The sequence below is a fragment of the Kitasatospora sp. HPM-01-4 genome (genome assembly GCF_051374625.1).
In the GTDB taxonomy this organism is placed as follows: domain Bacteria; phylum Actinomycetota; class Actinomycetes; order Streptomycetales; family Streptomycetaceae; genus Kitasatospora.
The window spans coordinates 8,851,925-8,873,574 of sequence record NZ_JBPQGP010000005.1; the positions used below are offsets into that span (position 1 = coordinate 8,851,925).

General features: G+C 73.1%; 19 protein-coding genes. 6 read left to right on the forward strand and 13 right to left on the reverse strand.

Annotated elements, in window-relative coordinates; translation table 11 throughout:
• Nucleotides 1–271: 271 nt before the first annotated feature.
• Nucleotides 272–835 (forward strand): hypothetical protein, encoded by a 564-nt coding sequence (locus ACSMTC_RS38085; protein ID WP_436564336.1) that lies wholly within the window; start codon nucleotides 272–274, stop codon nucleotides 833–835.
• A gap of 77 nt (nucleotides 836–912) precedes the next feature.
• Here the strand turns inward: ACSMTC_RS38085 and ACSMTC_RS38090 are convergent, their stop codons facing one another.
• Together ACSMTC_RS38090 and ACSMTC_RS38095 are read right to left on the reverse strand one after the other, a co-directional pair.
• The gene (locus ACSMTC_RS38090) at nucleotides 913–3,291 is read right to left on the reverse strand and encodes a glycoside hydrolase family 65 protein (RefSeq protein ID WP_436564337.1); all 2,379 of its coding nucleotides are present in this window, start codon (nucleotides 3,289–3,291) and stop codon (nucleotides 913–915) included.
• 276 nt (nucleotides 3,292–3,567) lie between these two features.
• On the reverse strand, nucleotides 3,568–3,924 hold the full coding sequence (locus tag ACSMTC_RS38095; RefSeq protein ID WP_436564338.1) for a nuclear transport factor 2 family protein: 357 nt from the start codon (nucleotides 3,922–3,924) through the stop codon (nucleotides 3,568–3,570).
• A gap of 573 nt (nucleotides 3,925–4,497) precedes the next feature.
• Between ACSMTC_RS38095 and ACSMTC_RS38100 the strand changes: the two genes are divergently transcribed.
• On the forward strand, nucleotides 4,498–5,502 hold the full coding sequence (locus ACSMTC_RS38100) for a GNAT family N-acetyltransferase (protein ID WP_436564339.1): 1,005 nt from the start codon (nucleotides 4,498–4,500) through the stop codon (nucleotides 5,500–5,502).
• A 103-nt stretch (nucleotides 5,503–5,605) separates the two neighbouring features.
• On the opposite strand, the gene ACSMTC_RS38105 is transcribed toward ACSMTC_RS38100, so the two are convergent.
• From ACSMTC_RS38105 to ACSMTC_RS38115, 3 genes are all read right to left on the reverse strand, one after another.
• Nucleotides 5,606–7,012: an outer membrane protein assembly factor BamB family protein gene (locus ACSMTC_RS38105; RefSeq protein ID WP_436564340.1), complete on the reverse strand. Its 1,407-nt coding sequence runs from the start codon at nucleotides 7,010–7,012 to the stop codon at nucleotides 5,606–5,608.
• Nucleotides 7,013–7,226: 214 nt separating this feature from the next.
• Complete coding sequence (locus ACSMTC_RS38110; protein WP_436564341.1) at nucleotides 7,227–7,955, reverse strand: ABC transporter permease; 729 nt, start codon at nucleotides 7,953–7,955, stop codon at nucleotides 7,227–7,229.
• Between the two features lie 2 nt (nucleotides 7,956–7,957).
• Complete coding sequence (locus ACSMTC_RS38115) at nucleotides 7,958–8,890, reverse strand: ABC transporter ATP-binding protein (RefSeq protein WP_436564342.1); 933 nt, start codon at nucleotides 8,888–8,890, stop codon at nucleotides 7,958–7,960.
• Between the two features lie 107 nt (nucleotides 8,891–8,997).
• On the opposite strand from ACSMTC_RS38115, the gene ACSMTC_RS38120 reads away from it, so the two are divergent.
• Nucleotides 8,998–10,248, forward strand: coding sequence for a sensor histidine kinase (locus tag ACSMTC_RS38120; protein WP_436564343.1), 1,251 nt, complete (start codon nucleotides 8,998–9,000; stop codon nucleotides 10,246–10,248).
• 4 nt (nucleotides 10,249–10,252) lie between these two features.
• Entirely contained in the window at nucleotides 10,253–10,903 is a 651-nt protein-coding gene (locus tag ACSMTC_RS38125; RefSeq protein ID WP_436564344.1) for a response regulator, read from the forward strand.
• A 60-nt stretch (nucleotides 10,904–10,963) separates the two neighbouring features.
• On the opposite strand, the gene ACSMTC_RS38130 is transcribed toward ACSMTC_RS38125, so the two are convergent.
• The 3 genes from ACSMTC_RS38130 to ACSMTC_RS38140 form a co-directional block, all read right to left on the reverse strand.
• A complete protein-coding gene (locus ACSMTC_RS38130) occupies nucleotides 10,964–11,707 on the reverse strand; it encodes an SDR family oxidoreductase (protein ID WP_436564345.1) in 744 nt (247 codons plus the stop codon).
• Nucleotides 11,708–11,789: 82 nt separating this feature from the next.
• On the reverse strand, nucleotides 11,790–12,434 hold the full coding sequence (locus tag ACSMTC_RS38135) for a DUF4937 domain-containing protein (RefSeq protein ID WP_436564346.1): 645 nt from the start codon (nucleotides 12,432–12,434) through the stop codon (nucleotides 11,790–11,792).
• A 244-nt stretch (nucleotides 12,435–12,678) separates the two neighbouring features.
• Nucleotides 12,679–14,082, reverse strand: coding sequence for an MFS transporter (locus tag ACSMTC_RS38140; RefSeq protein ID WP_436564347.1), 1,404 nt, complete (start codon nucleotides 14,080–14,082; stop codon nucleotides 12,679–12,681).
• 435 nt (nucleotides 14,083–14,517) lie between these two features.
• Between ACSMTC_RS38140 and ACSMTC_RS38145 the strand changes: the two genes are divergently transcribed.
• On the forward strand, nucleotides 14,518–15,537 hold the full coding sequence (locus tag ACSMTC_RS38145) for an alpha/beta hydrolase (protein WP_436564348.1): 1,020 nt from the start codon (nucleotides 14,518–14,520) through the stop codon (nucleotides 15,535–15,537).
• 161 nt (nucleotides 15,538–15,698) lie between these two features.
• Here ACSMTC_RS38145 and ACSMTC_RS38150 read toward each other — a convergent pair whose 3' ends face one another.
• Both ACSMTC_RS38150 and ACSMTC_RS38155 read right to left on the reverse strand, forming a co-directional pair.
• The gene (locus tag ACSMTC_RS38150; protein ID WP_436564349.1) at nucleotides 15,699–16,334 is read right to left on the reverse strand and encodes a class I SAM-dependent methyltransferase; all 636 of its coding nucleotides are present in this window, start codon (nucleotides 16,332–16,334) and stop codon (nucleotides 15,699–15,701) included.
• A 274-nt stretch (nucleotides 16,335–16,608) separates the two neighbouring features.
• A complete protein-coding gene (locus ACSMTC_RS38155; protein ID WP_436564350.1) occupies nucleotides 16,609–17,226 on the reverse strand; it encodes a TetR/AcrR family transcriptional regulator in 618 nt (205 codons plus the stop codon).
• Between the two features lie 103 nt (nucleotides 17,227–17,329).
• Here ACSMTC_RS38155 and ACSMTC_RS38160 point away from each other — a divergent pair, with 103 nt between their 5' ends.
• Nucleotides 17,330–18,820: a carboxylesterase/lipase family protein gene (locus ACSMTC_RS38160; RefSeq protein ID WP_436564351.1), complete on the forward strand. Its 1,491-nt coding sequence runs from the start codon at nucleotides 17,330–17,332 to the stop codon at nucleotides 18,818–18,820.
• A 124-nt stretch (nucleotides 18,821–18,944) separates the two neighbouring features.
• On the opposite strand, the gene ACSMTC_RS38165 is transcribed toward ACSMTC_RS38160, so the two are convergent.
• From ACSMTC_RS38165 to ACSMTC_RS38175, 3 genes are read right to left on the reverse strand one after another with little or no spacing between them, the layout of a single operon-like run.
• Entirely contained in the window at nucleotides 18,945–19,841 is an 897-nt protein-coding gene (locus ACSMTC_RS38165) for a class I SAM-dependent methyltransferase (RefSeq protein WP_436564352.1), read from the reverse strand.
• Nucleotides 19,790–20,452 carry a cysteine hydrolase family protein gene (locus ACSMTC_RS38170; RefSeq protein WP_436564353.1) on the reverse strand — a complete coding sequence of 221 codons (663 nt, stop codon included), beginning with the start codon at nucleotides 20,450–20,452 and terminating at the stop codon, nucleotides 19,790–19,792. The genes ACSMTC_RS38165 and ACSMTC_RS38170 overlap by 52 nt, the downstream gene beginning before the upstream one ends.
• A complete protein-coding gene (locus tag ACSMTC_RS38175) occupies nucleotides 20,449–21,543 on the reverse strand; it encodes an isocitrate/isopropylmalate family dehydrogenase (RefSeq protein ID WP_436564354.1) in 1,095 nt (364 codons plus the stop codon). Before ACSMTC_RS38175 ends, ACSMTC_RS38170 begins: the two co-directional genes overlap by 4 nt.
• Nucleotides 21,544–21,650 lie beyond the last annotated feature (107 nt).

A 21,650-nucleotide genomic window follows, 5' to 3' on the forward strand; every position in this document is an offset into this window, starting at 1 on the left:
CGTCGTGCGGATGTGTCCGGACGATCCCAGGGCGTGGGCCGCGGCCTCTGCGGCCGCCGTCTCCACGGCACCGCCTCGCCGCACCGCCGGCCAGGGGCCGACCGGTGGGGCCACCGGCCCCGGGGAAGGACCGGCGGACCGGGCCCGCCGGCGGGCCGGAAGGCCCGAAGGGCCCTACGGGTTCCGTACGGTTGCCGAGCAGACTGGGCCCGTCGGCCCCGCGCGGGCGCCGATGCCAGCACTCCTACCCTCCGTACCCAGGAGGCGTGCCATGTCCGCCGATAGCGCTCCCCACCGCTGCCCGGCCGCGCTCGCGACGCTCTGGCGGCAACCCAGTCCGGCCGAGGGCGGGGGAGGCGGGCTGCCGCGCCGGCGTCCGGACCGGGCGCGCGGCCGACTCGTCCTGGTCCTGGTGCTCGCCTCCGTCGGAGCACCGGCCGTTGCGGCGGCGGTCGGACCGCCGACGGCACAGTACGGGCGGGGCACCGAGCCGCAGACGGCCCGTCACCTCCACCCGGTCGTCACGACCACGGACGGAGCGGCGCTGCCCGGCGGGGCCGCGATGACGGCGGATGCCACCCGGGTCCACCCGCTGTCCGACCGGCACCGCGAGCCGTCGGCCGTCTCGAACGACGTCCGCGTCGGCGGGACCGTGGCGGTCTGGGTGAACGAGCTCGGACGGCCCGCGGCGGCGCCCCGGCCGGGCACGGACACCGTCGCGGACGCCGCCGCCTCCATCGGGCTGATGACGTTGGCCGGACTGTCGCTGGGGGCGGCGTCCCGCTCCACGCTCCGCCGCCGCACACTCGACCACCGGGCGGGGGAGAGCCGGTAGCCGGAGTGGGCGGAGCCGCTGTGGTCCGGCCGCCAGGACGGTGGGTGAACCCGGGCGGGTGCGGCAACCGGGCCCGGTCAGAGGGTGAAACGGTGGCTCTCGCCCGGCCGGATGGTGAACGGGGAGTCCCGGAAGCGGACCTGGACCGGCTTCCGGTCGCTCTCGCGCAGGCCCACCGTGATCTGCCGCTGGTCGAGGGAGAGTGCCAGGCCCCAGTGGCCCCGGTAGCGCAGGTCCAGGGCCAAGTGGCCCAGCGCGGACGGCAGATGAGGGTCGATCCACAGGGCGTCCGCACGGATCTCCAGTCCGGTGTAGCAGCGCTGGAGCAGGTCGACGGCGCCGGCCATGGCGCCGAGGTGGACGCCTTCGGCGGTGGTCCCGCCCTGGACGTCCCGCAGGTCGGCGGTCAGCGCGTCGCGGAAGTGGTGCCAGGCGGCGCGGCGGTCGGAGCGGGTCAGCACCCAGGCGTGGACCACCGAGCTCAGGGTCGAGCCGTGCACGGTGCGTCGCAGGTAGTAGCCGGTGGTGCGGGCCAGCAGCTCGTCCCCGGCCGGGTAGCCGAGGCGGCGCAGCAGGCCGCGCACCTCGCGGGCGGAGAAGAGGTACCAGAGCATCAGCACGTCGGCCTGCTTGGATGCCTTGTAACGGTTGACGGTGTCGCCCTCGGCCTCCAGGATCCGGTCGAGGCGCCGGAGGTCGGGGTAGCGGCGCCGGTACGCCGTCCAGTCGAGTTCCGCCAGCCGCTCGTAGCCGTCGAACTGGCTCAGTACGCCGTCGTGGAAGGGGATGTGCAGCCGGCGGCTGACCTCCTGCCAGCGGCCCAGCTCCTCCGGGCCGAGGGCGAGCCGCTCCAGGAGTTCCGCGCGCGGGTACTCGGGCAGCACCTCGACGGTGTCGAGCGCCCGGGCCAGCACCCACGAGGCCAGGACGTTGGTGTACGCGTTGTCGTCCACCCCGGGCCGCTCGGCCCAGGGGTAGGCGTCGTGGTACTCGTCGGGGCCGAGCACGCCGCGGATCGAGTACCGCCCGCGTGCGGGGTCGTGGTCGGCGCAGGCGGACCAGAACCGGGCGATCTCCAGCAGCATCTCGGCGCCGGTGGTGGCGAGGAAGTCCAGGTCACCGGTGGCCTGGTAGTACTGCCAGACGTTGTAGGCGATGGCCGATCCCACGTGCCGCTGGAGGTGGCTGTGGTCGGGCAGCCAGTGGCCGGAGAGCGGGTTCAGGTGCAGCCGCTGTGACTCCTCACGGCCGTCGCTCGCGCTCTGCCAGGGGTACATCGCGCCGCGCAGACCCGTCTCGCGGGCAGCCCGGCGGGCGGCGTCCAGGCGGCGGTGGCGGTAGCGCAGGACGGCCTGGGTGAGTTCGGGGAAGCGCAGGTTGAACAGCTGCAGGACGAAGAGCTCGTCCCAGAAGACGTGGCCGCGGTAGGCCTCGCCGTGCAGGCCGCGGGCGGGGATGCCGACGTCGAGGTCGACGGAGTGCTCGGAGTACGTCTGGAGCAGGTGGAACAGGTTCAGGTGCAGCGCGCCGACGCCGTCGAAGTCGGCCTCGATGCGGCAGTGATGCCACAACTCGGCCCAGCGCAGCGCGTGTTCGGAAACCAGCTGATCGAAGCCGGGGGCCTGCGCGGCGAGCAGCCGGGCGGCCCGCAGCGGATCGTCGACCGCCGGGTCACGGGAGGTGTACAGCGCGACGGTCTTCTCCACGGTGACCGGCCGGCCCTCGGCGGCGTCCAGGACGAGGATCTGGGCCGCCCGGCCGTCCCGGAACCGCTCGGTGCGGACCGCCGGGACCGGTGTGCCCGCCTGGTGCACCCGGGTACGGGCGGCGAGTGCGATGCGCAGCGGCGATCCGATGGCGGCGGCCTCCAGCCAGAGCAGGCCGTCGCGGTCCGCGCCCTGCCCAGCCGGGAGCAGGTGGCGGCTGGTCAGACCGCGGTAGCGGGCCACACCGGTGTTGGCCACCGTGCCGTCGAGCGCCGAGCTGACCTCCAGCCGGCCGGACCAGTTCTCCGGCACCAGAGTGGTCTCCAGCGCGACCAGGTGCGGCTGCGCCTGGCTGGCGATCCTGCGCTGGACCAGCCGGGTGCGGCGACCCTGCGCGTCCGTCGCCAGCGCCTGCCGGGTGAGCACGCCGCGGCGCAGGTCCAGCTCTAGACACTGGCGTACCGGTGGGCCGGTGAACCACTCGCCGCCCTGCGGACGGAAGGTCAGCGGCAGCCAGTTCGGGCAGTTGACCAGGTCCTCGTTGTCGACGATGTGACCGTCGACGCTGGAGGAGGCCCGGTCGTAGCACCCGGCGAGGTAGGTGCCCGGGTAGTGGACGCCGTCCGCACGGGATTCGGGAGCGGCGCCGCGGGTGACCAGGTAGCCGTTCCCCACGGCGCACAGGACTTCACGAACCCCCTCCTGGGCGGGGTCGAAGCCCTCGTAGCGCAGCGTCCACGGATCGGGCATCGCCGGCTCCGACTCCGGGCGCGACGCCCGGCGCGCCGAAGGCGCGAGGGAGCGAGTGAGGGCGTCTGCGTCCGACTCCACCTCGCCTCCTCCACTTGGCCTGCCTTCCAGTGTGGGCGGCGCGCCGTCGGCCCGCTCAGCGGATGGCGGGTGGCTCACCGGACACGGCGGTCACGTGCCGCAAGGCCGACGGCGTCTCGTTCGGTCGCCGCGCAGCCGGACGGGCGGCTGTCGGTGTACCACCGGTGACGGGCCCGTGCCGGGCGCGGGTGGTTGCTACAGGGCGTCGGCCGGATCGGCATAGGCGTGCATGCGGACGACCCGGCCGTCGCGGACGGTGAAGACGTCGGCGACCGTCACGTCATGGGCGGTACCGTCGGTGAGACGGCCGTGGAAGTGATGGACGATCACGATCTCCTCGCCCCGCCGGTACGGGGTCGGCTCGGAGACCAGCTCGCTCCACAGGGCGTAGGAGTCGCGCAGGTACTCCGCGACGGCGGCGGGGCCGGTGCGCCGGCCGCCGCCCGGGAACTCCTCGGGCTCGATCCACTCGACGTCCGGGTGGAGCGGGGCGACGGCGGTGTCGATGTCACCTCGGGCGTAGGCCGCGTAGCAGGCCAGCACAAGGGCCACGTCCGGGGCCGTAGGATCCGCGGGAACGGCAGTCATGGGCCGACCATATCCCGACGGTTGGTGCAGCCGTCGTCTTTCGCCCGCGGTGTAACCGGCGCGTCAGGCGGTGACGTCGCCGGGATGCTCCTTGCCTTGGCAGCGGACTTGCCTCGTCGGTGGGCATTGCGGCCAACGCGGTGAGCCCGGCGTACTGTCAAGCCCGTCTGGTCGGTCGCAACTCCCTTACTGTGAAGCGAAGTTACGATCATCATGTGTAGCCCCAGGATACGTCTTCCATGGGTGCGGGGCAGGTGGGCGAGGACCCGGCGCGGTGCGCCGGGACGGCGGGTAGGCCGGGGGAGAGGTCGGGCGACAGGATGGAGCCGTGGGGTCGCTGCCGGTAGGCGTCGGCGCGGGCCGCCGGCCAACTCCCGCTCAAGGGCGGGCACACGCGGGACTCGGCGGTCAGCGCGTGGTGGTGGGTGCCGGTCCCGACGACAGCCTCGTTACCCGGTCGACACAACCGATCTCGCGCTGAAATGATCAGGTGCCGATCACCGCACCTGAACTCCAGCGAAGGAAGCTTGTTCAGCCATGCATATCGACATCGCACCATTCGTTCCGGCTCTTGCAACGGAGCATGAGATAGCCGAGTGCTACGAGGCCTCGACGGCGGTGTTCAGAGAATTCTCCGACTGGCCGGCGCCTTCGTACGCGTCCTTCGTGGAGGAACTGCGTATGCCGACTTCGCTGCTGGGCTCGCAGCGATACTGGGTGGCCCGGACCGGCGGGCGCATCGTCGGAATGGCGACCCTGACGCTTCCGGAGCATGAGAACGTCGAGCTCACCATCACCAGCGTGCGGGTCGTTCCCGAGAGTCGCCGACAGGGCATCGGCACCGCGCTGCTGCGGGCGACGCTTCCCGACTCGCGGGCTGCGGGGCGGGTCGTGGTGACCGGACAAGGACTGAAGGTCGGCGGTGAGGGGGAGAAGTGGGCGAGTGCCCTGGGGTTCGCCAGGGTGCAGGAGTTCGTCCTGCAGGATCTCGCGGTCCCGGACGTTGATCCGCGGCTGTGGCGAGTCGCGGCTCCGGACGGGTACAGGGCGGAGCAATGGACCGGCGCGGCTCCGGAAGCGCTGGTGGCCGGTTATGCGCGGGCCCGCACCGCCATCATGGACGCCCCGGCGGGGGAGTCGAGCCTCCGCTTCCCGGACTGGACGGTGGACCGGGTCCGCCGGCATGAGGCCGACCTGCGGGAGCGGGGCGAAGAGCAGCGGATCGTCGTCGCGGTCCACGAGAGCACCGGCGCGGTGGCGGGGCTGACGGAGATGGTGATCAGCCCGAGTCGGCCGACGTTGGGCTACCAGCAGGAGACGGCGGTGCTACCGGCCTTCCGCGGTCATGGCCTCGGGCGGTTCATCAAGGCCCGCCAGATGCAGTGGCTGCGGGCCGAGCGGCCTGAGATCAGCCGGGTGGCCACGAACACCGCCGCAGACAATTCCCACATGATCCGGGTCAATCACCAGGTCGGCTACCGGACCAACGCCACCGTCGCCGATGTCGAGGCCCACATCGACACCCTGGAGGCCCGCTGGTAGTCCCCGGCCGCGGCGGAGCGACAATGACGGACTCCCCGGTCGGCCTTGCGCAGACGCACCGTCGACGGCCGGATCGGCCTCCGGCCTTGACGCTGACGGAAAGTCAGGACTCCGTGAAGGCCGTCACCCCGGTCATCGTGCCGAGCAGGATGCGTGCTCCGGAGAGTGCCGGTGAGGCGAAGTGGGGGACCGGTCCGACGGTGAGTTGTCGGCGGATGCGGCCGGTTGCCGGGTCGAGTGCGTTCAGCTGCCCGCGTCCGTTGTCGACCACCCAGACCGCGCCGCCGCCGACCACCGGAGAGCCGGCTCCCTGCAGCGGTACCCGCCAGCCGGGCTTGATCGAGCCGTCGGCGGCCACCGAGAAGCGGGCCAGGGCGTCCGCGCACGGCAGGTAGACGGTGTCGCCGTCGACCGCCGCGGCGCCGAACCCCCGGCAGGCCCGCGTCTGCGCCAACTGGCCGCCGATCCCGCCCAGATGGTCGGCGGCCAGGGTGTAGGCGATGCCGCTCTTGCCGGCGATGAACACGTGCCGTCCGACCAGCGCCGGGGCCAGCGAGCCGAGGTCGAGGTCGTTCGCGTTCTCCTGCGCCCAGTCGGCCGGGGCGAAGAAGTCGGCCCGGTGCAGATCGGCGGTGAGGGCGAGCACCGAGTCCGAGCCGTCGTAGCCGCCCGGCGTGCCCTCGGTGGCGGCGCCGTTGCCGACCGAGACGAACATCCGGTCACCGCCCACCACCGGCCCGCCCGGCGACCAGATGCCGCCGCCGCGAGAGGTGGGCACGGTGTAGGCGAGGGTCGGCCCGCTGCCCGTGGCCGGCACCGAAAGGACCGTGCCGACGTAGTCCGAGCAGTCGCCGTACAGTCCGCCGTACGCGATCAGCACCCGGCCCCGCCAGAGCGCGAGCGCGCCGCGCTGCTGGTGCGCCGCGCGCTTCCCGCGCGGCGGTTCGGCCTCGCGGCTGACCAGCGGTGCACCGGTCCCGGCATCGAGTCCGACCAGCTGGTGGAGGCCGCCGGACAGCTCGGCGACCGCGAAGACGAGCCCGGTCCGCGGGTCGTAGACCGGTGTCCCGGTGATGCCCAACGGTGCGATGTCCCCGCAGGGCAGCTCCGAAGCCTGCGCCGGGGCGCCGACGTTACGGCTCCACAGCACCGCGCCGGTGGCGATGTCCAGCGCGTACAGCGTGTTGCGCTCGGTCGCCGCGAACGCCCGGCCGCCGACGACGAGCGGCTGCCCGTACACCGCGCCGTCCAGCGTGGCCGTCCAGGTGCGCACCGGCTGTCCCAGCGGTGCGGCCGAGGGTGCCACGCCGCTGCGTGCGGCGTCGTGCTGGTACGTCGGCCAGTCCCCGGCCTGCGGTGCGGCCGGCGACCTGGTGCCCGACGGGAGCCGCGCGGCGCTGGGTACGCCGGTGGCGAGCCGAGGCACGGTCGACGGGCGGGCCGTGCAGGCCGGGCCCACGGCGAGCAGCAGCATGAGGGCGAGCGCCGCCATGGTCCGCGTGGTGGGCATGCCCGTTCCGCCTTCCGCCGTCCCGCCTTCCGTGGCCCTGCCCAACGATCATCACCGGCCGCGCGGGTACACCCAGGACGCCACGCCGCATCGGGAAGCCGGTTGCCGTGGACGGCAGTTGACATGGCCGTACGGGAGCCGGCGGATGCCGAGACGGCACCGGGCGGGGGAGGGTCCCGCACGCGGGCCTCGCCCTCGCCGGGCCGGATCCGCCTCAGGCGTCCCGGCTGTTCAGCGTCCACCACCCGGCCGCCACCGCGAGCGCCGCCCAGGCGATGAGGACGGCCATGCCGCTCCACGGGCCGAGGGCCCCGGCCGGGTGCTGAAGCAGAATCTGCCGCCCGGCCTGGTCGGGAAGGAAGTCGGTCGCACTGCCACGGCCGGACGCGGTGCCGAGGATGAAGGGCAGGATCGTGAACAGGGGCACCAGGACGCACAGCGCGCCGGTGAGCCCCCGCACCACGGCGGTGAGTCCCATCGCGAACACACCGACCAGGGCGGTGTACAGGGCGCAGCCCAGAACGGAGCGCAGGGCGACCGTGCCGCCGATGTCGGGGTGCGACAGCAGCGCCTTCCCGGTGAGAAGGGCGAGCAGGCCGGTGACCAGCCCGACGATGAGGGAGAGTCCGCCGACGACGGCCAGCTTGGCCGCGTAGAACCGGCCTCGCCCGGGTGCCGCGGTCAGCCACAGGCGCAGGGCACCGTCGCGGTACTCGGCGCCCATCACCATGGCGCCGAAGGCGACGGCGGCCATCTGCCCGAAGGTCACGCCGCCGTAGGAGAGCTGGAGGGGGTCGGCGACCGTGCCGGGCCGCGGCCCGGCGCCACAGAGCAGGGCGGACACCACCACCGTGCCGAGCGGGACGGCGGCCAGCGCCGTGAGCTGGGAGCGCAGGGAGCGGACCTTGAGCCACTCGCTGTGCAGCAGGGCTGTCACGGGCACGGTCACACCTCCCGGGCGGCCGGGGCGGGCCGCGACGCGTACGCCGCCTCGCCCTCCGTCAGATCGAAGTAGGCCTCTTCCAACGTGCCCTCCTCATGGGCGAGTTCGAGGAGCGGGATGCCCTCGCGGGCGGCGAGCCGGCCGATCTCGTCGGGCTGCGCGCCGGGTACCGTCCAGTAGCCGTCGCCGCTCTCCTGGGGAGTGAAGCCCCCGGCGAGCAGTACCGTGCTCAGCCGGGCTCCTTCGCTGGTGCGCAACCTGACCCGGGGGCGGATACGGGCGTCGATGAACTCCCGGAGCGGCGCATCGGCGAGCAGGCGTCCCCGGCCGAGGACGATCAGGTGGTCGGCGAACGCCGCCGTCTCGGTCATCAGGTGGCTGGACACCAGGACGGTGCGCCCCTCACCGGCCAGGCGGCGTACCAACTGCCGGGTCCAGGCGATCCCTTCGGGGTCGAGCCCGTTGAACGGCTCGTCCAGGAGCAGCACTTCCGGATCGCCGAGCAGGGCCCCGGCCAGACCGAGCCGCTGGCGCATGCCGAGCGAGAAGGTCCGGATCCGGCGGTCCGCGACGGAGGCGAGCCCCGCCTCCTCCAGGACCTCCCCGACCCGCCCGGCGGGGATGCGGTTGCTCGCCGCCAGGGCGAGCAGATGACTGTGCGCGGTGCGTGCGCCGTGGGCGGCCTGGGCCTCGAGCAGTGCCCCGACGGTGCGCAGCGGCTGCCCCACCCCGGCAAACGGGTGGCCGCCGATGGTCGCGGAACCGGAGGTCGGCCTGTCGAGGCCGAGGATCAGGCGCAGGGTGGTGGACTTGCCGGCGCCGTTGGGGCCGAGGAACCCGGTGACCCGGCCCGGTCGCACGCTGAAGGTGAGCCTGTCGACCACTCGGGTACCACCGCGGTCCTTCGTGAGGTCGTGAACGTCGATGCTGGTCATGGAGCCACTGTGGCCGCCGGGGAGGCGGGGCGGCTTCCCCCGCCGGTGGGTGCGCTCTCCCCCGTGCGGGGGAGCCGCCGTACCGGCCGCGCTGGCAGGATGACCAGGTGCCCGACATCAGCCGTTACGTTCGACTCCGCCGGTTCCTGCGGTCGCCGGCGCGGCCGGTCACCTACACGCGCTGGTTCCACCTGTGCGTACCGGCCGGCGCCATCGCGCTGTGGATGTTCTTCGGCCCGAGCCAGCTCTACCTGCTCGGGATCGTCACCGTGCCGGTGGGCCTGATCCCGGCGGCCCGTCTGGCGGAGGGCGTCCAGGCCCAGTTGCTCCTGGTGCCGGACGAGCGCGGCCGGCCCGACGCCTCGATCGCGGCGGCGCCCGCCACCACCTGGCAGGACCGCTGGCTGACGGTGCTCTGGATGGAGGTGCGGCTCGTCCTCGCCGCGGCGGCCGTGATGACCACCGCCTGGGGGCCGATGCTCACCGTCGAACTGCTGCGACTCGGGCTCGGCGGCGCTCCGGTGACCATTCCGGCGCTCGGCACCTGGCAGCCGCACTGGTGGTGGGCACCGCTGGCCCTGCTGCCGGGCGTGGCGACGCCCGTCCTGCTGGCCGCGCTCGGCGAGCTCGTCACCTCGCTCGCCCGGATTCTGCTCGGCCCGTCCCCCGCCGAGCGGCTGCGCCTCCTGGAGGAGCGCACCGAGCAGCTGATGGAGCGCAACCGCATCGCCCGGGAACTGCACGACTCCATCGGCCACGCGCTGACCCTCGCCGTGCTGCAGGCGGGTGCCGCCCGGGCAGGCGGGGACCCGGCGTTCACCGAACGGGCGCTGGCCGCGATCGAGGAGGTCGGGCGGGGCGCACTGGAGGACCTGGAGAGGGTGCTGCTGGTCCTGCGTGACAGCGGCCGGCCGGTGAGCGGACGGCCCACCCTCGGGGAGGCGGACCGGCTGCTGGAGTCGGCGCGCAGCTCGGGCTCGACCGTGGACGCCGAACTGTCAGGACCGCTGGACGAAGTGCCGGGGCCGGTCTCCCGTGAGGGCTACCGCATCCTCCAGGAGGCGCTCACCAATGTGCTGCGGCACTCGGGCCCGGTGCCGATCAGGGTGCGGGTGGCGGTGAGCGGGCGGCAGCTGGAGCTGGCGGTGGCCAACCCGCTGTCAGGGCAGGCCGCCTCCGTGCCCGGCCGCGGTGGCAGCGGGCTGCGCGGCCTGCGCGAGCGGGCGGCCCTGCTCGGCGGCCAGGCGCAGGCGGGCTCCTCCCACGGCGAGTGGCAGGTGCGGGTACGGCTGCCCCTCGACGGTGCGGCGGTACCGCGGGACTCCCGGGAGCGCCCGGCCGACCTCTCGGTAGGCTGATCGGATGCCAATCACCGTGCTGCTGGTCGACGATGAACCCCTGGCCCGGGCCGGCCTGCGCGTGGTCCTCGAAACCCAGCCCGACATCCGGGTGGTGGGTGAGGCGGCGGACGGTGCCGCGGTCATTCCCCTGGTGCGGCGGCTGCGCCCTGACGTGGTGGCCATGGATGTGCGGATGCCGCTGCTCGACGGGATCGAGGCGACCAGGGCCGTGCTGCGAACGGTGGCCCCGCCGCCGAAGATCCTGGTGGTGACGACCTTCGAGAACGACGAGTACGTGTACCAGGCACTGCGCGCCGGGGCCGACGGCTTCCTGCTCAAGCGGGCGCGGCCCGCGGAGATCGTGCACGCGGTGCGGCTGGTCACCGAGGGCGACTCGCTGCTGTTCCCGGCCGCGGTAAGGGCGTTGGCCGCCGAGTACGGCAGCCGGTCGGCCCGGGACGCGATGGAGCGGGCCGCGCTGACCGAACGGGAGGCGGCGGTGCTCCGGCTGATGGCCAGGGGGCTGTCCAATGCCGAGATCGCCGAGCAGCTGCTGATCGGCTCCGAGACGGTGAAGTCCCATGTCAGCGCGGTGCTCGGCAAGTTGGGTGCGCGGGACCGGACGCAGGCGGTGATCGCCGCGTACGAGTCGGGGTTCGTGACACCGGCCTGAAGCCGTGGGGGAGTTCGCTCCGGCCCGGGCGGACAGCCCCCGGCCGGGGCGCCGCAGATCTCAGACACCGCCCTGGACCTGCTCGAACAGGAACGCCTTGATGAAGCAGTCCCGTGGCTGCGAGATCGCGAACAGGACGCAGTCCACAAGGGAGTTCGCGGTGAGGGCGTCGCCGGCGCCACGCGGTGTCCGGTTCCACTCCTCGGACAGCGGGTCCGGGTTGTGGAAGTCCGGCGGGTAGAGCGAGATCACCCTGATCCCCTCGGCCCGCAGCCGGTGGGACAGGATCTCGGCGAACCCGGCCTGCGCGCCCTTGGCCGCGTAGAACGCTTCGTGCGCCTGTGAGCGGTGATGGCCCGCCGTGCCGCACGCCGAGACCATGTTCACCACGTCGGGTCCGGCCGAGGCGCGCAGCAGGGGGAGAAAGGCCTTGGTGACCAGGACGGTTCCGGTCGCACCGGAGGCGATGGTGTCGGCGACGTCCTCGTCGGCGACCGACAGCAGGTCCGCGCCGTGGAGGTAGCGCGCACCGTTGTTGACCAGGACGTCGACCTGGTCGGTGCGCTCGGCGACGGCGGCGGCGAACGCCCGGATCGAGGCGGGATCGGTCAGGTCGCAGGTGAAGGCGTGCACCCGCTCGTGTCCGAGCCCGCGGATCTCGCCCCGGACACGCTCGGCGGCGGCGAGGGTCCGCGCGGACAGGAAGACCTCGGCTCCGAGCCCGGCGAAGTGGACGGCGAGGGTACGGCCGAAGTCGCGGCCGGCGGCGGTGATGACCACGCGGCGGCCGGTGAGGTTCTTCATGGACACCTTCGAGGGGAGCCCGGTGTTCGGACCGGGAGGAATCGGACTTCCCGCGTCGCGGGACAGGACAGCGGGTTCGCCGTCAGGGCGTGACCGGCTCGGGGCGGGCGCGCCAGGCCGGTTCCAGGGCCACCACGTGACCGGTCATCGACCGGAGATCGTCCGCGAGTGCGGCGCGGGCGCGCAATTCCGGCAGGTGCCGGGCGACATAGCGCCGGTGGGCGGCCTGTCCGGACCACAGAGTGGCGATCAGACAGCGGCCCTGGCCGAGCCGGACTGCGGCGCCGGCGAGCATTCCGCCGGCCGCCGCCATGCCCGGAACCCAGAGGCGGCGCTGCACACTCAGGAAGTGCTCCGCACGGCCGGGCAGCAGTCGGCAGTCGGCGAGCCGGAGCAGCCCGGCGGCCTCGACGGCATCGGGCAGGCCGGCCAGGTCGCCGGCCCACTCCAGGACCGTCTCGCCGGTGGCGATCCCGATCGAGTCGTAGGCGGCGGACTGCCGGGCGGTGGCGGCCACGGCGTCATGCCGCTCGCGCATGAAGCCCCGGTAGCTGTCGACGTCGGCCCACAGGGCCAGGACATGGGCCCGGCCGGTGGCGAGATCCCAGCCGCCCAGCTGGCCGACCAGGCCGGGCTGGTCGCTGATGGCCGACCACGCGCGCTGACCGGAAGAGAACTCCGCCCTCGCGGCGGTCGGAACACCGCAGACGATCCACTTGCCCCACACGCGGTCGACCTCCCGACAGGACCGAATACGACGAACTCGCGGAAGGAATCATCGATTGAGCACCCTGCGGGGCGTAACGGTCGGAAGCCGCAGAGGGACCGGGCCGGGAGACGTACGACCTGGGGCCGAACCGGTCACGCCCTTCCCCGACGGCGGGCCCGGGCCCGCGCCCGCGCACCGGTGGACTCGCCGCGCCGGCCCGCCGTCGTGCCGGGCACGCGGTGCGGAAGCCGTAAGTCCCCGTTCAGGATTCCGGGGCGCCCGCCGTGGGCCGCGTCGGCGCGGTGGTGGCGAGAGCGAGGGCCGCGAAGGCGAGCAGAACGGCCGAGGCCGCCACATAGCCGGCCGTGCCGTGGGCCAGGTGGAGGGCCAGAGTGACCGCGGCGACACCGAGGGCAGTACCCAGGCCACGGGTCATGTTGACCATGCCGCCACCGGCCGCGGCGGCGCTGCGCGGCAGCGCGTGCATCACCACGGAGTTGTTGGCCGGGATGAACACCCCGAGCGCGAGGCCGAGCAGAAGAAGCGGTACCGGCAGCAGCGCGGCGTGGACGGGCAGCAGGACCAGCAGGACCAGCGCCCCGATGCAGCCCGCCGCGCCCGCGCGGCTGCGCCTGCGGTCGTCCCAGCCCAGCGGCAGCAGCCGCTCGGCCAAGGTCGCGGCCAGCGCGAAACCGACCGGCAGGGCGGTGAGCACCATCCCGGCGGATATGGACGAGACGTGCCGGCGGGCGAGTTCGACGGGGACGAGGACCAGCGGTCCGAACAGCACCAGGTATCCGCACAGGCCGCCCAGCAGGCCGGTCCCGACCGGACCTCGGTGCAGCAGTTCCAGGTCGATCAGCGGATCGGGGTGCCGGGACTGGCGGCGCAGGAAGGCCCAGCCCGCGACGGCTGCGGCGGCGCCCAGCACGGCGGCGGTCCACACCGGAGTGCCGAGTCCGGAGGCGACGGACAGGGCGAGCAGGGCGCAGGTGGTGGCGGCGGCCAGCAGGGCGACGCCGACGGTGTCGGTGCAGGAGGTGCGGGCGCGTTCGCGGGTACGGGGGAGCAGGTAGTGTCCGGCGATCAGGGAGAGGATGCCGACGGGGACGTTGATCCAGAACACCCAGCGCCAGCCGAGGGTCGCGACGATGGCACCGCCGACGGTCGGTCCGAGGGCGAGGCCGATCGCCTGGCCTGCGGCCTGCATGCCGAGGGCGGCGCGCATCCTGCCCGGTGGGGCGCTGGTGGTGACCAGGGCGACGCTGTTGGCCTGCATGAGTGCGGCGCCGGCGGCCTGCACGACGCGGAAGCCGACCAGGGCCGCCAGGGTCGGGGCCAGGCCGCAGGCGGCGGAGGCGAGGGTGAAGACGGCGAAGCCGTACAGGTACATGAGTTTGCGGCCGTGCACGTCGGAGAAGCGGCCGATCGGTACCAGCAGGGCGACGAGTGTGAGCAGGTAGGAGAGCGAGACCCACTGCACCGCGGCGAGCGTGGTGTGGAACTCCTCGCGCAGCGCCTGGTAGGTGAGGGTGACGATGCTGGCGTCGAGCTGGCCCATGAAGGCGCCGAAGCAGACGGTGAGCACCGCGAACCGCCACGCCCCCGCGTGGTTGCGGACGGCCTCGGGCCGTGGGCGTTCGACGGTGAGAAGGGTGCGGATCATAGGCGTGGTGGGTCGGGCGTCGGTGTGGTGCGTTCGGTCCGCCATCTGTGTTTCCCCTCGGCGGATGCCTTGCTGGGCGAAGGTCCTCGGGCTCCACGGCAGCGGAGTGCCGTCGAGCCATCTCATATCCTGATATTACATCGGCGTGCGACATAATCGTAAGGGGAGATATTGGGGGTGGTGATCTCCGTCCAGCAGCGGCGGGCGCGCCGGACGGCCGCGGCGGTTCCGGCGAGGATGCGCAGCACGTACGCGGCGGCCGGCTGTGTCGGACAGTCCGGGAACGGTCTTGCAGAGCGCCAGGTGCATGAGGGCCGCTCCCCTTGCGGTCAGGGTGCGTACCCCGCCGGGGTTTCCCCTGGGTGCGGACTGGCTGACAAGCTGTCCCGGTCGGGATGCCGCCGGGCATTCCTCGGCCGAGGGGGAGGTCCTGTCATGGGTGTCGGAGAAATGCCGTCGGAGCGAGGCCCTGTCTCGACGGCTCGGCGGGCGCCTGCCTTCGACCCTGAGCTGAGTGCCGTGCTGGCGGCCATGGGAGCGGAGGTGAGGGAGCCGCTCACCCCGGAGGGTCTTGCGGCCAGGCAGGAGCGGGACGCCGCGGCCCGGCCCCTGCCGACGGTCCGGGAACTCCAGGCCGGTGGCCGGTTCGAGGTGGAGGAACTGCGTGCGCCGGGAGACGGGGACGGGAGCGAGGTCAGGCTGGTCAGTGCACGGCCCGCCGGGGCCACCGGTCAGCTGCCGCTGCTGTACTACATGCACGGCGGCGGAATGATCATGGGCAATGCGTGGTCGGTGCTTCCGCGGCTGCTCAGTGAGTGGGCGCTCCCGCTGCAGCTCGCCGTCGTCTCCGTCGAGTACCGACTGGCGCCGAAGACGCGGTACCCCGGACCGGTGGAGGACTGCTATGCCGGACTCACCTGGGTGGCCGAGCACGCGGCCGGACTGGGTCTCGACGCGGACCGCATCATCATCGGCGGGAAGAGCGCCGGCGGTGGACTCGCCGCGGCCCTCGCCCTGCTGACCCGCGACCGCGGCGGGCCGGTTCCGCTCGGTCAGCTGCTGCTGAGCCCGATGCTCGACGACCGCAACGACACCTTCTCCAGCCATCAGATGGCCGGCCACGACACCTGGGACCGAACCTCCAATGCGACCGCGTGGCAGGCGCTGCTGGGCGACCGGTACGGCGCCGCCGACCTGCCGCCCTACGCGGCCCCTGCCCGAGCCACGGATCTGTCCGGACTTCCCCCGGCCTACGTCGAGGTCGGGTCGGCCGAGACCTTCAGGGACGAGGCCGTGGCCTACGCCAACGCGATCTGGCAGGCCGGCGGCGCGGCCGAACTGCACGTATGGCCCGGCGCCTTCCACGGATTCGACACCCTCGCACCGCGGGCGGTCCTCAGCCGGGAGGCCCTCGACACCCGTTCCCGCTGGCTCCGGCGGATCGTCGCCCGCTGAACCTCGGCTCGGTGGTGGGGGTCAGGACGGTCAACGTCCTTACCTGAACGGGAGGTTGGCGCGGACAGCGCGGACAGCGCGGGCGGCCGACCGGGCGTCGGCGGCCACCGGACGGCCACCGCTGCCGGCTCCCCTTGCCCGGGAGCCGGCGGCGGTCCCGCTCAGCGGGCCAGCCGGCGCAGCAGGATCACGTTGTCGGCGAGCGTGCCCGGCTGGCCGTCCGGGCCCACGGCCTCCCGCTCGGGCGTGGCCAGGCGCTCCAGATGCCAGTCGTCCGGGGCCAGGCCGATCTCGGTCAGGGTCTCGCGGGCGGTGGGGAAGACATGCTCGTGGAAGTGCCCGGACCACGGCGGCGCCGCGGCGTGGTCGACCACCAGCAGCAGACCGTCGTCGGCCACCAGTTCCGCCGCCGAGTGCAGCACCCGGTCCCGCGGGAACTCCACCTGCGACTGCAGGTACTGGGCGGAGACCAGGTCGAAGCTGCCCTCGGGCAGGGTGCGGCCCAGGTCGTGCCGCTGGAAGTCGATCCGGTCCGCGGCCCCGGCCTCGACCGCGTGCGCCCGGGCCCGCTCCAGGGCGGTGGCGGAGACGTCCACCGCGGTCACCTGCCAGCCGGAACGGGCCAGCCAGACCGCGTCACCGCCCTCGCCGCAGCCCAGGTCCAGGACGCGGCCCGGGCCCAGCGGCGCGGCCACCTCGACCAGCAACGGGTTGGGCCGCCCGCTCCACAGGCGCTCGCGCGAGCGGTAGTGCTCCTCCCAGTACCGGCCGATCTCGCTGTCGAACTGCTCGCTCATCGTCCCTCTTCCTCGGTAGTGGTGCCGTGGGCGCGGCGCTCGGCCACCGCGCGGACGGTGTCCGCCGCGGTCGGACGAAGCCCCTCCTCGCGTCCTCGGCGATCGTCGGACGGGACATGGCGGTTTGGCCAAACTTCTTGCCGGATCGGCAAAACCGGGGCATCAGCGAAACCGGGACATCCGCACATCGTGCGGCGACGGCACTCCGGGCCGTGTCAGGAACCGGGGCCGGCTGAGGGGGCTGCGGGCGCGGAGCCGGGCGGCCCCGGCGCGGTCAGGACGCCGTGCGCCGGCCGTCCTCGGCGAACAGCCTGTCCAGGTACTGATCGACGGCGGTGAGCACCTCCTGGGGTTCGACCACGGCCAGCTCGATGAGGGTGGTGAAGCCGGTGAGCGCCAGGAGCAGATTGGTCTCGGCCACCGGGTCGCGATCGGCGCCGATGTACCCGTCGGCGATCGCCTGGCGGACCAACTGCTCGACGATGGCGCGTCCCTGGACCATCCCGCCGCGCGCCCGCGCGTGGAAGTTCTCGTTGTGCAGCGCCTCCAGCACGAAGGCGGCGCTCATCCGGCTGGTCGCGCGGGCGTCGGCATGCAGCGGGAGCATCTCCGTGAGCATCACCCGGAGCACGTCACGGGGGTGCGGCCTGTCGCCGAGCCCCGCAAGGCCCCGGCCGACGCGCAACGAGGCCTGCTCGGACGCGAATTCCATGGCGAAGGAGAGCATCGCCTCCCGGGAGGAGAAGTAGTGCTGCAGCTGCCCGAGCGAGATGCCCGCCTCCTGTGCGACCTCACGCATGGTCAGATGCGTCACGCCGCGCTGCTCCGCCACCCGCCACAGTGCTCGGGCGATCGTCTCCCGGCGTTCGCGGTGGTCCACCTGCTTCGGCATCGTCGGATTCTCCGTGCGTCGTCGCTCAATACCGTTGACACAATACAGTCGACTGAAATAATACGGATGACCTAAAACAGAGCTCCGCCGAGGAGGAAGCGACATGTCCGAACAGCCAAGGGTGCGTACCGCGGAGGGCGTCGTGGAGGGCCGCCGACTGCGGGGTCACGCGGTGTTCCGTGGCATCCCCTACGCCCAGCCGCCGGTGGGAGCGCTCCGGTTCGCCGCGCCGGCCCCACCCCGGCCCTGGGAAGGGACGAGGCAGGCGGTCGAGTTCGGGCCCGTGGTGCCGCAGTCCGGGCCGGTGCACCACAGTTCGCCGGACGGTACGGAGTGGCTGACGCTCAACGTCTGCACTCCGGACCCGGGCGCGGCGGGGCTGCCGGTGCTGGTGTGGATCCCCGGCGGCGGCTACATGGCCGCGGACTCCAGTGACCCGCAGTACGACCCGGCGGCGCTGGCCGGGGCGGGGCTCGTCGTGGTGAGCGTCAACTACCGGGTGGGTGCCGAGGGTTTCGCCTTCCTTGAGGGCGCTCCGCCGAACCGGGGGTTCCTCGACCAGATCGCGGCGTTGCAGTGGGTGCGTCGGAACATCGCCTCCTTCGGAGGAGACCCCGACCAGGTCACGGTGGCCGGGCAGTCGGCCGGGGCGGGGTCGATCGCCGCCCTGCTGACGATGGAGCGGGCACGCGGCCTGTTCCGGCGGGCCATCACCCACTCGGTGCCGGGCCTGCACTGCACCCGCGCCCTGGCGGAGCAGGTCGCCGCCGTGCTCGCGGAGCGGCTCGGTACGGTGCCCACCGCCGAGTCCCTCGCCGCCGTCGACCCCTGGCGCCTGGCCGAGGAGGTCACCGCGCTCTGCGTCGACCTCCCGAACCACCGCGAGAGCTGGGGGCGGCTCGCCCAGGCCGGTGTCGCCATATGCCCCGTGGTCGACGGCGAGGTCCTCACCGAAACGCCGTGGCCCGCGCTGACGGATGGCCGCGCGGACGGAATCGATCTCCTCGTCGGACACACCCGCGACGAGTTCCGGCTGTTCAGCGTCATGACCGGGCGGGTGGGCCGGTTCACGGAGCAGGACGCCCGTACCGCCCTGGACCTGTTCGCGCCCGCACCGGACGGTGCGGACGCCTATCGCGCCGCCAGCCCACAGGCCACGCCGGAGGAGCTGCTGGAGACGGTGTACTCCGATGCCGTCTTCCGGATGCCCTCGATGCGGCTGGCCGAGGCGAACGCCGTAGCCGGGGGAACCTCGTTCCTGTTCGAGCTGCGGCTGACCTCCCCGGCCCTCGGAGGGGTCCTGGGGGCCTGTCACAGCCTCGACGTCCCCCTGGCGTTCGGCACGCTGGACAGCCCCATCGGCACGCAGCTCTTCGGTGCCCCGCCCACCCCCGAGGCCGTCGCGGTGTCGCGGGAACTCCAGCAGGCGTGGGTCCGCTTCGCGACCACCGGCGAGGCCGGTTGGGCCGCCTACCGCCCCGACCGGCAGCTCACCCGGGTCCTGGACACCGAGTCGACGACCGTGCCCTACCCCGAACAGGCCTCCCGCCGGATCTGGGAGGGCCACGACCCGGCCCCGTTCGATCTCGGCTAGGCCGGGCCGAGGACAGCGACGGGGAACGGCGGAACAGCCGTCAGCGCCGAGGGACCGGTCCTGCTACTCGTCGCGCCGACCGTCTGCCGGGTTCCGTGCCGGTGGCACCGATTCGACAGCCGTGTCACGGCACGGACTTGTGAGCGAACACCCACCTGTTGCCGCCGAGTGCGTCGTCCGGTTCGGGAAGCGGGCCGCGACCGTGGTGGCGGCTGAAGTCGAACGGGGTGCGGACCGACGCGGACCAGCCGCGTTCGGACAGGTCACCGGCGGAGTCGGGCCGGGGCTCCCCGTCGAACAGGGCGAGCAGGTCGACGCCGATGCGGTTCCGCGCGGCCGAGTAGACCGGGTTCGCGCGGACCGCGGCCGACTCCGTACCCAGCTTCACCTCGTAGGCCAGCGTGCTCCCGTCCGCGCTGAGTCCGTCGACCGCGGCGAAGAGGCCTCGCTCGGCGTCGCGGGGGAGGTAGAGCAACAGGCCCTCGGCCAACCAGGCGGTGGGCTCGGCGGGTTGGAAGCCGGCGGCGGTCAGTGCTCCGGCCCAGCCGAGGCGCAGATCAGCCGCCACCGTCACCCGGCGCGCGGTCGGTGCGGCGCCCAGCCGGTCGAGGACCCGCTGCTTGAACGCGAGGACGTCCTCCTGGTCGATCTCGAAGACGGTGCGGCCCGGGGGCAGGTCGAGCCGGAACGCCCGGGTGTCGAGCCCGGCCCCGAGCAGGACGACCTGGCTGGTGCCCGTGTGCGCGGACCGCAGGAGGAAGTCGTCCAGGACCCTGGTCCGAAGGCCGAAGTAGCGGCCGAGCCTGCCCCACAGCGGATCGGCGTCGCCGTCCGGGACCTGCCGGGGGTGGACCGGCCAGTGGGCGGACGCCTGTGCGGCGCGCACGAAGTGCTCCGCGTAGACGTCCTGTGCCAGGGCGTCGGGGCGGCGGGTCTCGATCGCCCGGGCCGCGGCGACCATGAGCGCGGTCAGGCCGACGCCGCCTTCGACCCCGGTGCCGAGCCGGGCGGTGCCGGCCATGTGTCCTCCTCACCGGGGCGCCGTGACCAGACGGAGAGCTGGTCGTGGGTGGTGACGCGGGCGCCGTAGACGCGGTTCATGAAGTGCAGGATCCGCTCGTCCGGCAGATGGAGAGCTGTAGTGCAGTCCCGCAACACCGTTACGTGGAACCCTTTCTGGAACGCGGTGCGCGCCGTGGAGTCCACACAGACGTCGGTGAACAGGCCGGTGAACACGAGGTGTTCAGCGCCGCTGAGGATGAGGTGGCGTTCGAACCCGTCGCTGAGGAACGCGTCGAAGCAGGCCCGCTTGGTGAAGACCGCCTCGCCGGGCGCCGGTGCCACCAGGTGGAACTCGGCGCCCCAGCTGCCTTCAAGGCACTTGGGGCGCTTGCCCAGTACGGCGTCGCGGTGCCGCCAGCTCGCCCGCTGGTGGACCACGTCGCCGAGGAACCGCACGAAGACGACCTCGACGCCGTGGGCCCGCGCCGAGTCGACGGCCCGCGCCGTGTTCGCCGTCACCGCCTCCAGTGTCGCGGGGTCACCGGGGTACCGGGAGGTGGCGACCGGGCCCGCGCAGAAGTCGTTCTGCAGGTCGACGACGACCAGCGCCGTTCCGCGTCCGGTGGTCATGATCCGGTGGCCAGTGCGCCGGCGGGGGCCGTCATGTCCTCGGGCAGGTGCGGTTCCAGCACCTCGAGGAGCGCGTCGACCACCGCTGTGGTGGAGTGCCGCCCGCCGAGGTCCGGGGTGCTGATGCCCTGTTCGAGGACGGCCGCCAGGGCGCGTTCGGTGGCGTGGACCGCCCCTGAGCAGCCCGCGTGCCGCTCCGCGATGAGAGCGGCGGCCCGGACGGTCGCCACCGGGTTGACCGTGCCCGTCCCCTCAAGGTCGTCGGCGGACCCGTGCACGGTCTGGTACTCGACCAGCCCCTTGAGGTCGGGGTGGAGGTGGACGTTCTCCGTGCAGCGGTTCTCCTGGCGCTCGGAGGCGAACCGGTCGAGCAGGACCACGTGCATGATGTCGGCCCACTCGTTGCCCGCGATGATGACGGTGCGGTCCGAGAGGCCGTGTGCGATCAGATTGCGGTTCACCGTGTCCGGCTGGAACAGCTGGACCTCCACGCCGTGCCGCGCCGAGATCTCCGCCACCCATTCGTCGAGGGCGCCGTCCAGCAGGTGGAACTTGTAGGCCATGACGACCCGGGCGGGCCCGTGGCCCGGCCACAACCGGGCGGCGCGGCGGACGGCGAAGGAGACGACCTGCTCGGTGACCTCCCGGCTGAACTCCATGGTGCGGGTGACCAGTCCGGGGGAGTGGCGGTTCTCCCCGGTGTAGAAGCCCTGGGCCTCGTCCCGCACCAGCAGCAGCGTCGCGTCCCCGGCGGTGATGGTCTCGACCTTGACGGCCTGGAGGCGCTGCCGCACCAGGTAGAGGGACTGGGCGTTGATCGCGGTGCGGAACACGGCCCGGGTGCCGAGCCCCGCCTGCTCGCGGCAGAACCGCTCGTAGTGCGCGGCGTCCTCCTGCGTGAGCCGGCCGATCCGCTCGACACCCGCCCGCTCGGCCTTCAGTGACAGGTAGGAGTGGTAGACCCGGGGTGAGCGTACGACCTCGATGTCGGTCTCGTGCAACTGCGCGATCCTGCCCAGAACCTGTTCGAAGACGGCCGCGAGCTCCGCGCCCGTTCCTCGGCCGACGGCGAGTCCGATGACCGGTTTCACTTCGCTCCTTCGCTCCGTCGCGTGCACGCTCTCCGCGGATCAGGCCGCCGGGCTTCGCGCCGGGTGGTTGCAGGGGACGCCGGTCCTGTCCGGGGGTGCGGTGCTCC

Excerpts from the sequence above, each read along its gene's own strand:
- ACSMTC_RS38085 (WP_436564336.1), top strand. The coding sequence starts at position 272 with ATGTCCGCCGATAGCGCTCCCCACCGCTGCCCGGCCGCGCTCGCGACG.
- ACSMTC_RS38090 (WP_436564337.1), bottom strand. The coding sequence starts at position 3,291 with ATGCCCGATCCGTGGACGCTGCGCTACGAGGGCTTCGACCCCGCCCAG.
- ACSMTC_RS38100 (WP_436564339.1), top strand. The coding sequence starts at position 4,498 with ATGCATATCGACATCGCACCATTCGTTCCGGCTCTTGCAACGGAGCAT.
- ACSMTC_RS38105 (WP_436564340.1), bottom strand. The coding sequence starts at position 7,012 with ATGCCCACCACGCGGACCATGGCGGCGCTCGCCCTCATGCTGCTGCTC.
- ACSMTC_RS38115 (WP_436564342.1), bottom strand. The coding sequence starts at position 8,890 with ATGACCAGCATCGACGTTCACGACCTCACGAAGGACCGCGGTGGTACC.
- ACSMTC_RS38125 (WP_436564344.1), top strand. The coding sequence starts at position 10,253 with ATGCCAATCACCGTGCTGCTGGTCGACGATGAACCCCTGGCCCGGGCC.
- ACSMTC_RS38130 (WP_436564345.1), bottom strand. The coding sequence starts at position 11,707 with ATGAAGAACCTCACCGGCCGCCGCGTGGTCATCACCGCCGCCGGCCGC.
- ACSMTC_RS38140 (WP_436564347.1), bottom strand. The coding sequence starts at position 14,082 with ATGATCCGCACCCTTCTCACCGTCGAACGCCCACGGCCCGAGGCCGTC.
- ACSMTC_RS38145 (WP_436564348.1), top strand. The coding sequence starts at position 14,518 with ATGGGTGTCGGAGAAATGCCGTCGGAGCGAGGCCCTGTCTCGACGGCT.
- ACSMTC_RS38150 (WP_436564349.1), bottom strand. The coding sequence starts at position 16,334 with ATGAGCGAGCAGTTCGACAGCGAGATCGGCCGGTACTGGGAGGAGCAC.
- ACSMTC_RS38155 (WP_436564350.1), bottom strand. The coding sequence starts at position 17,226 with ATGCCGAAGCAGGTGGACCACCGCGAACGCCGGGAGACGATCGCCCGA.
- ACSMTC_RS38160 (WP_436564351.1), top strand. The coding sequence starts at position 17,330 with ATGTCCGAACAGCCAAGGGTGCGTACCGCGGAGGGCGTCGTGGAGGGC.
- ACSMTC_RS38165 (WP_436564352.1), bottom strand. The coding sequence starts at position 19,841 with ATGGCCGGCACCGCCCGGCTCGGCACCGGGGTCGAAGGCGGCGTCGGC.
- ACSMTC_RS38170 (WP_436564353.1), bottom strand. The coding sequence starts at position 20,452 with ATGACCACCGGACGCGGAACGGCGCTGGTCGTCGTCGACCTGCAGAAC.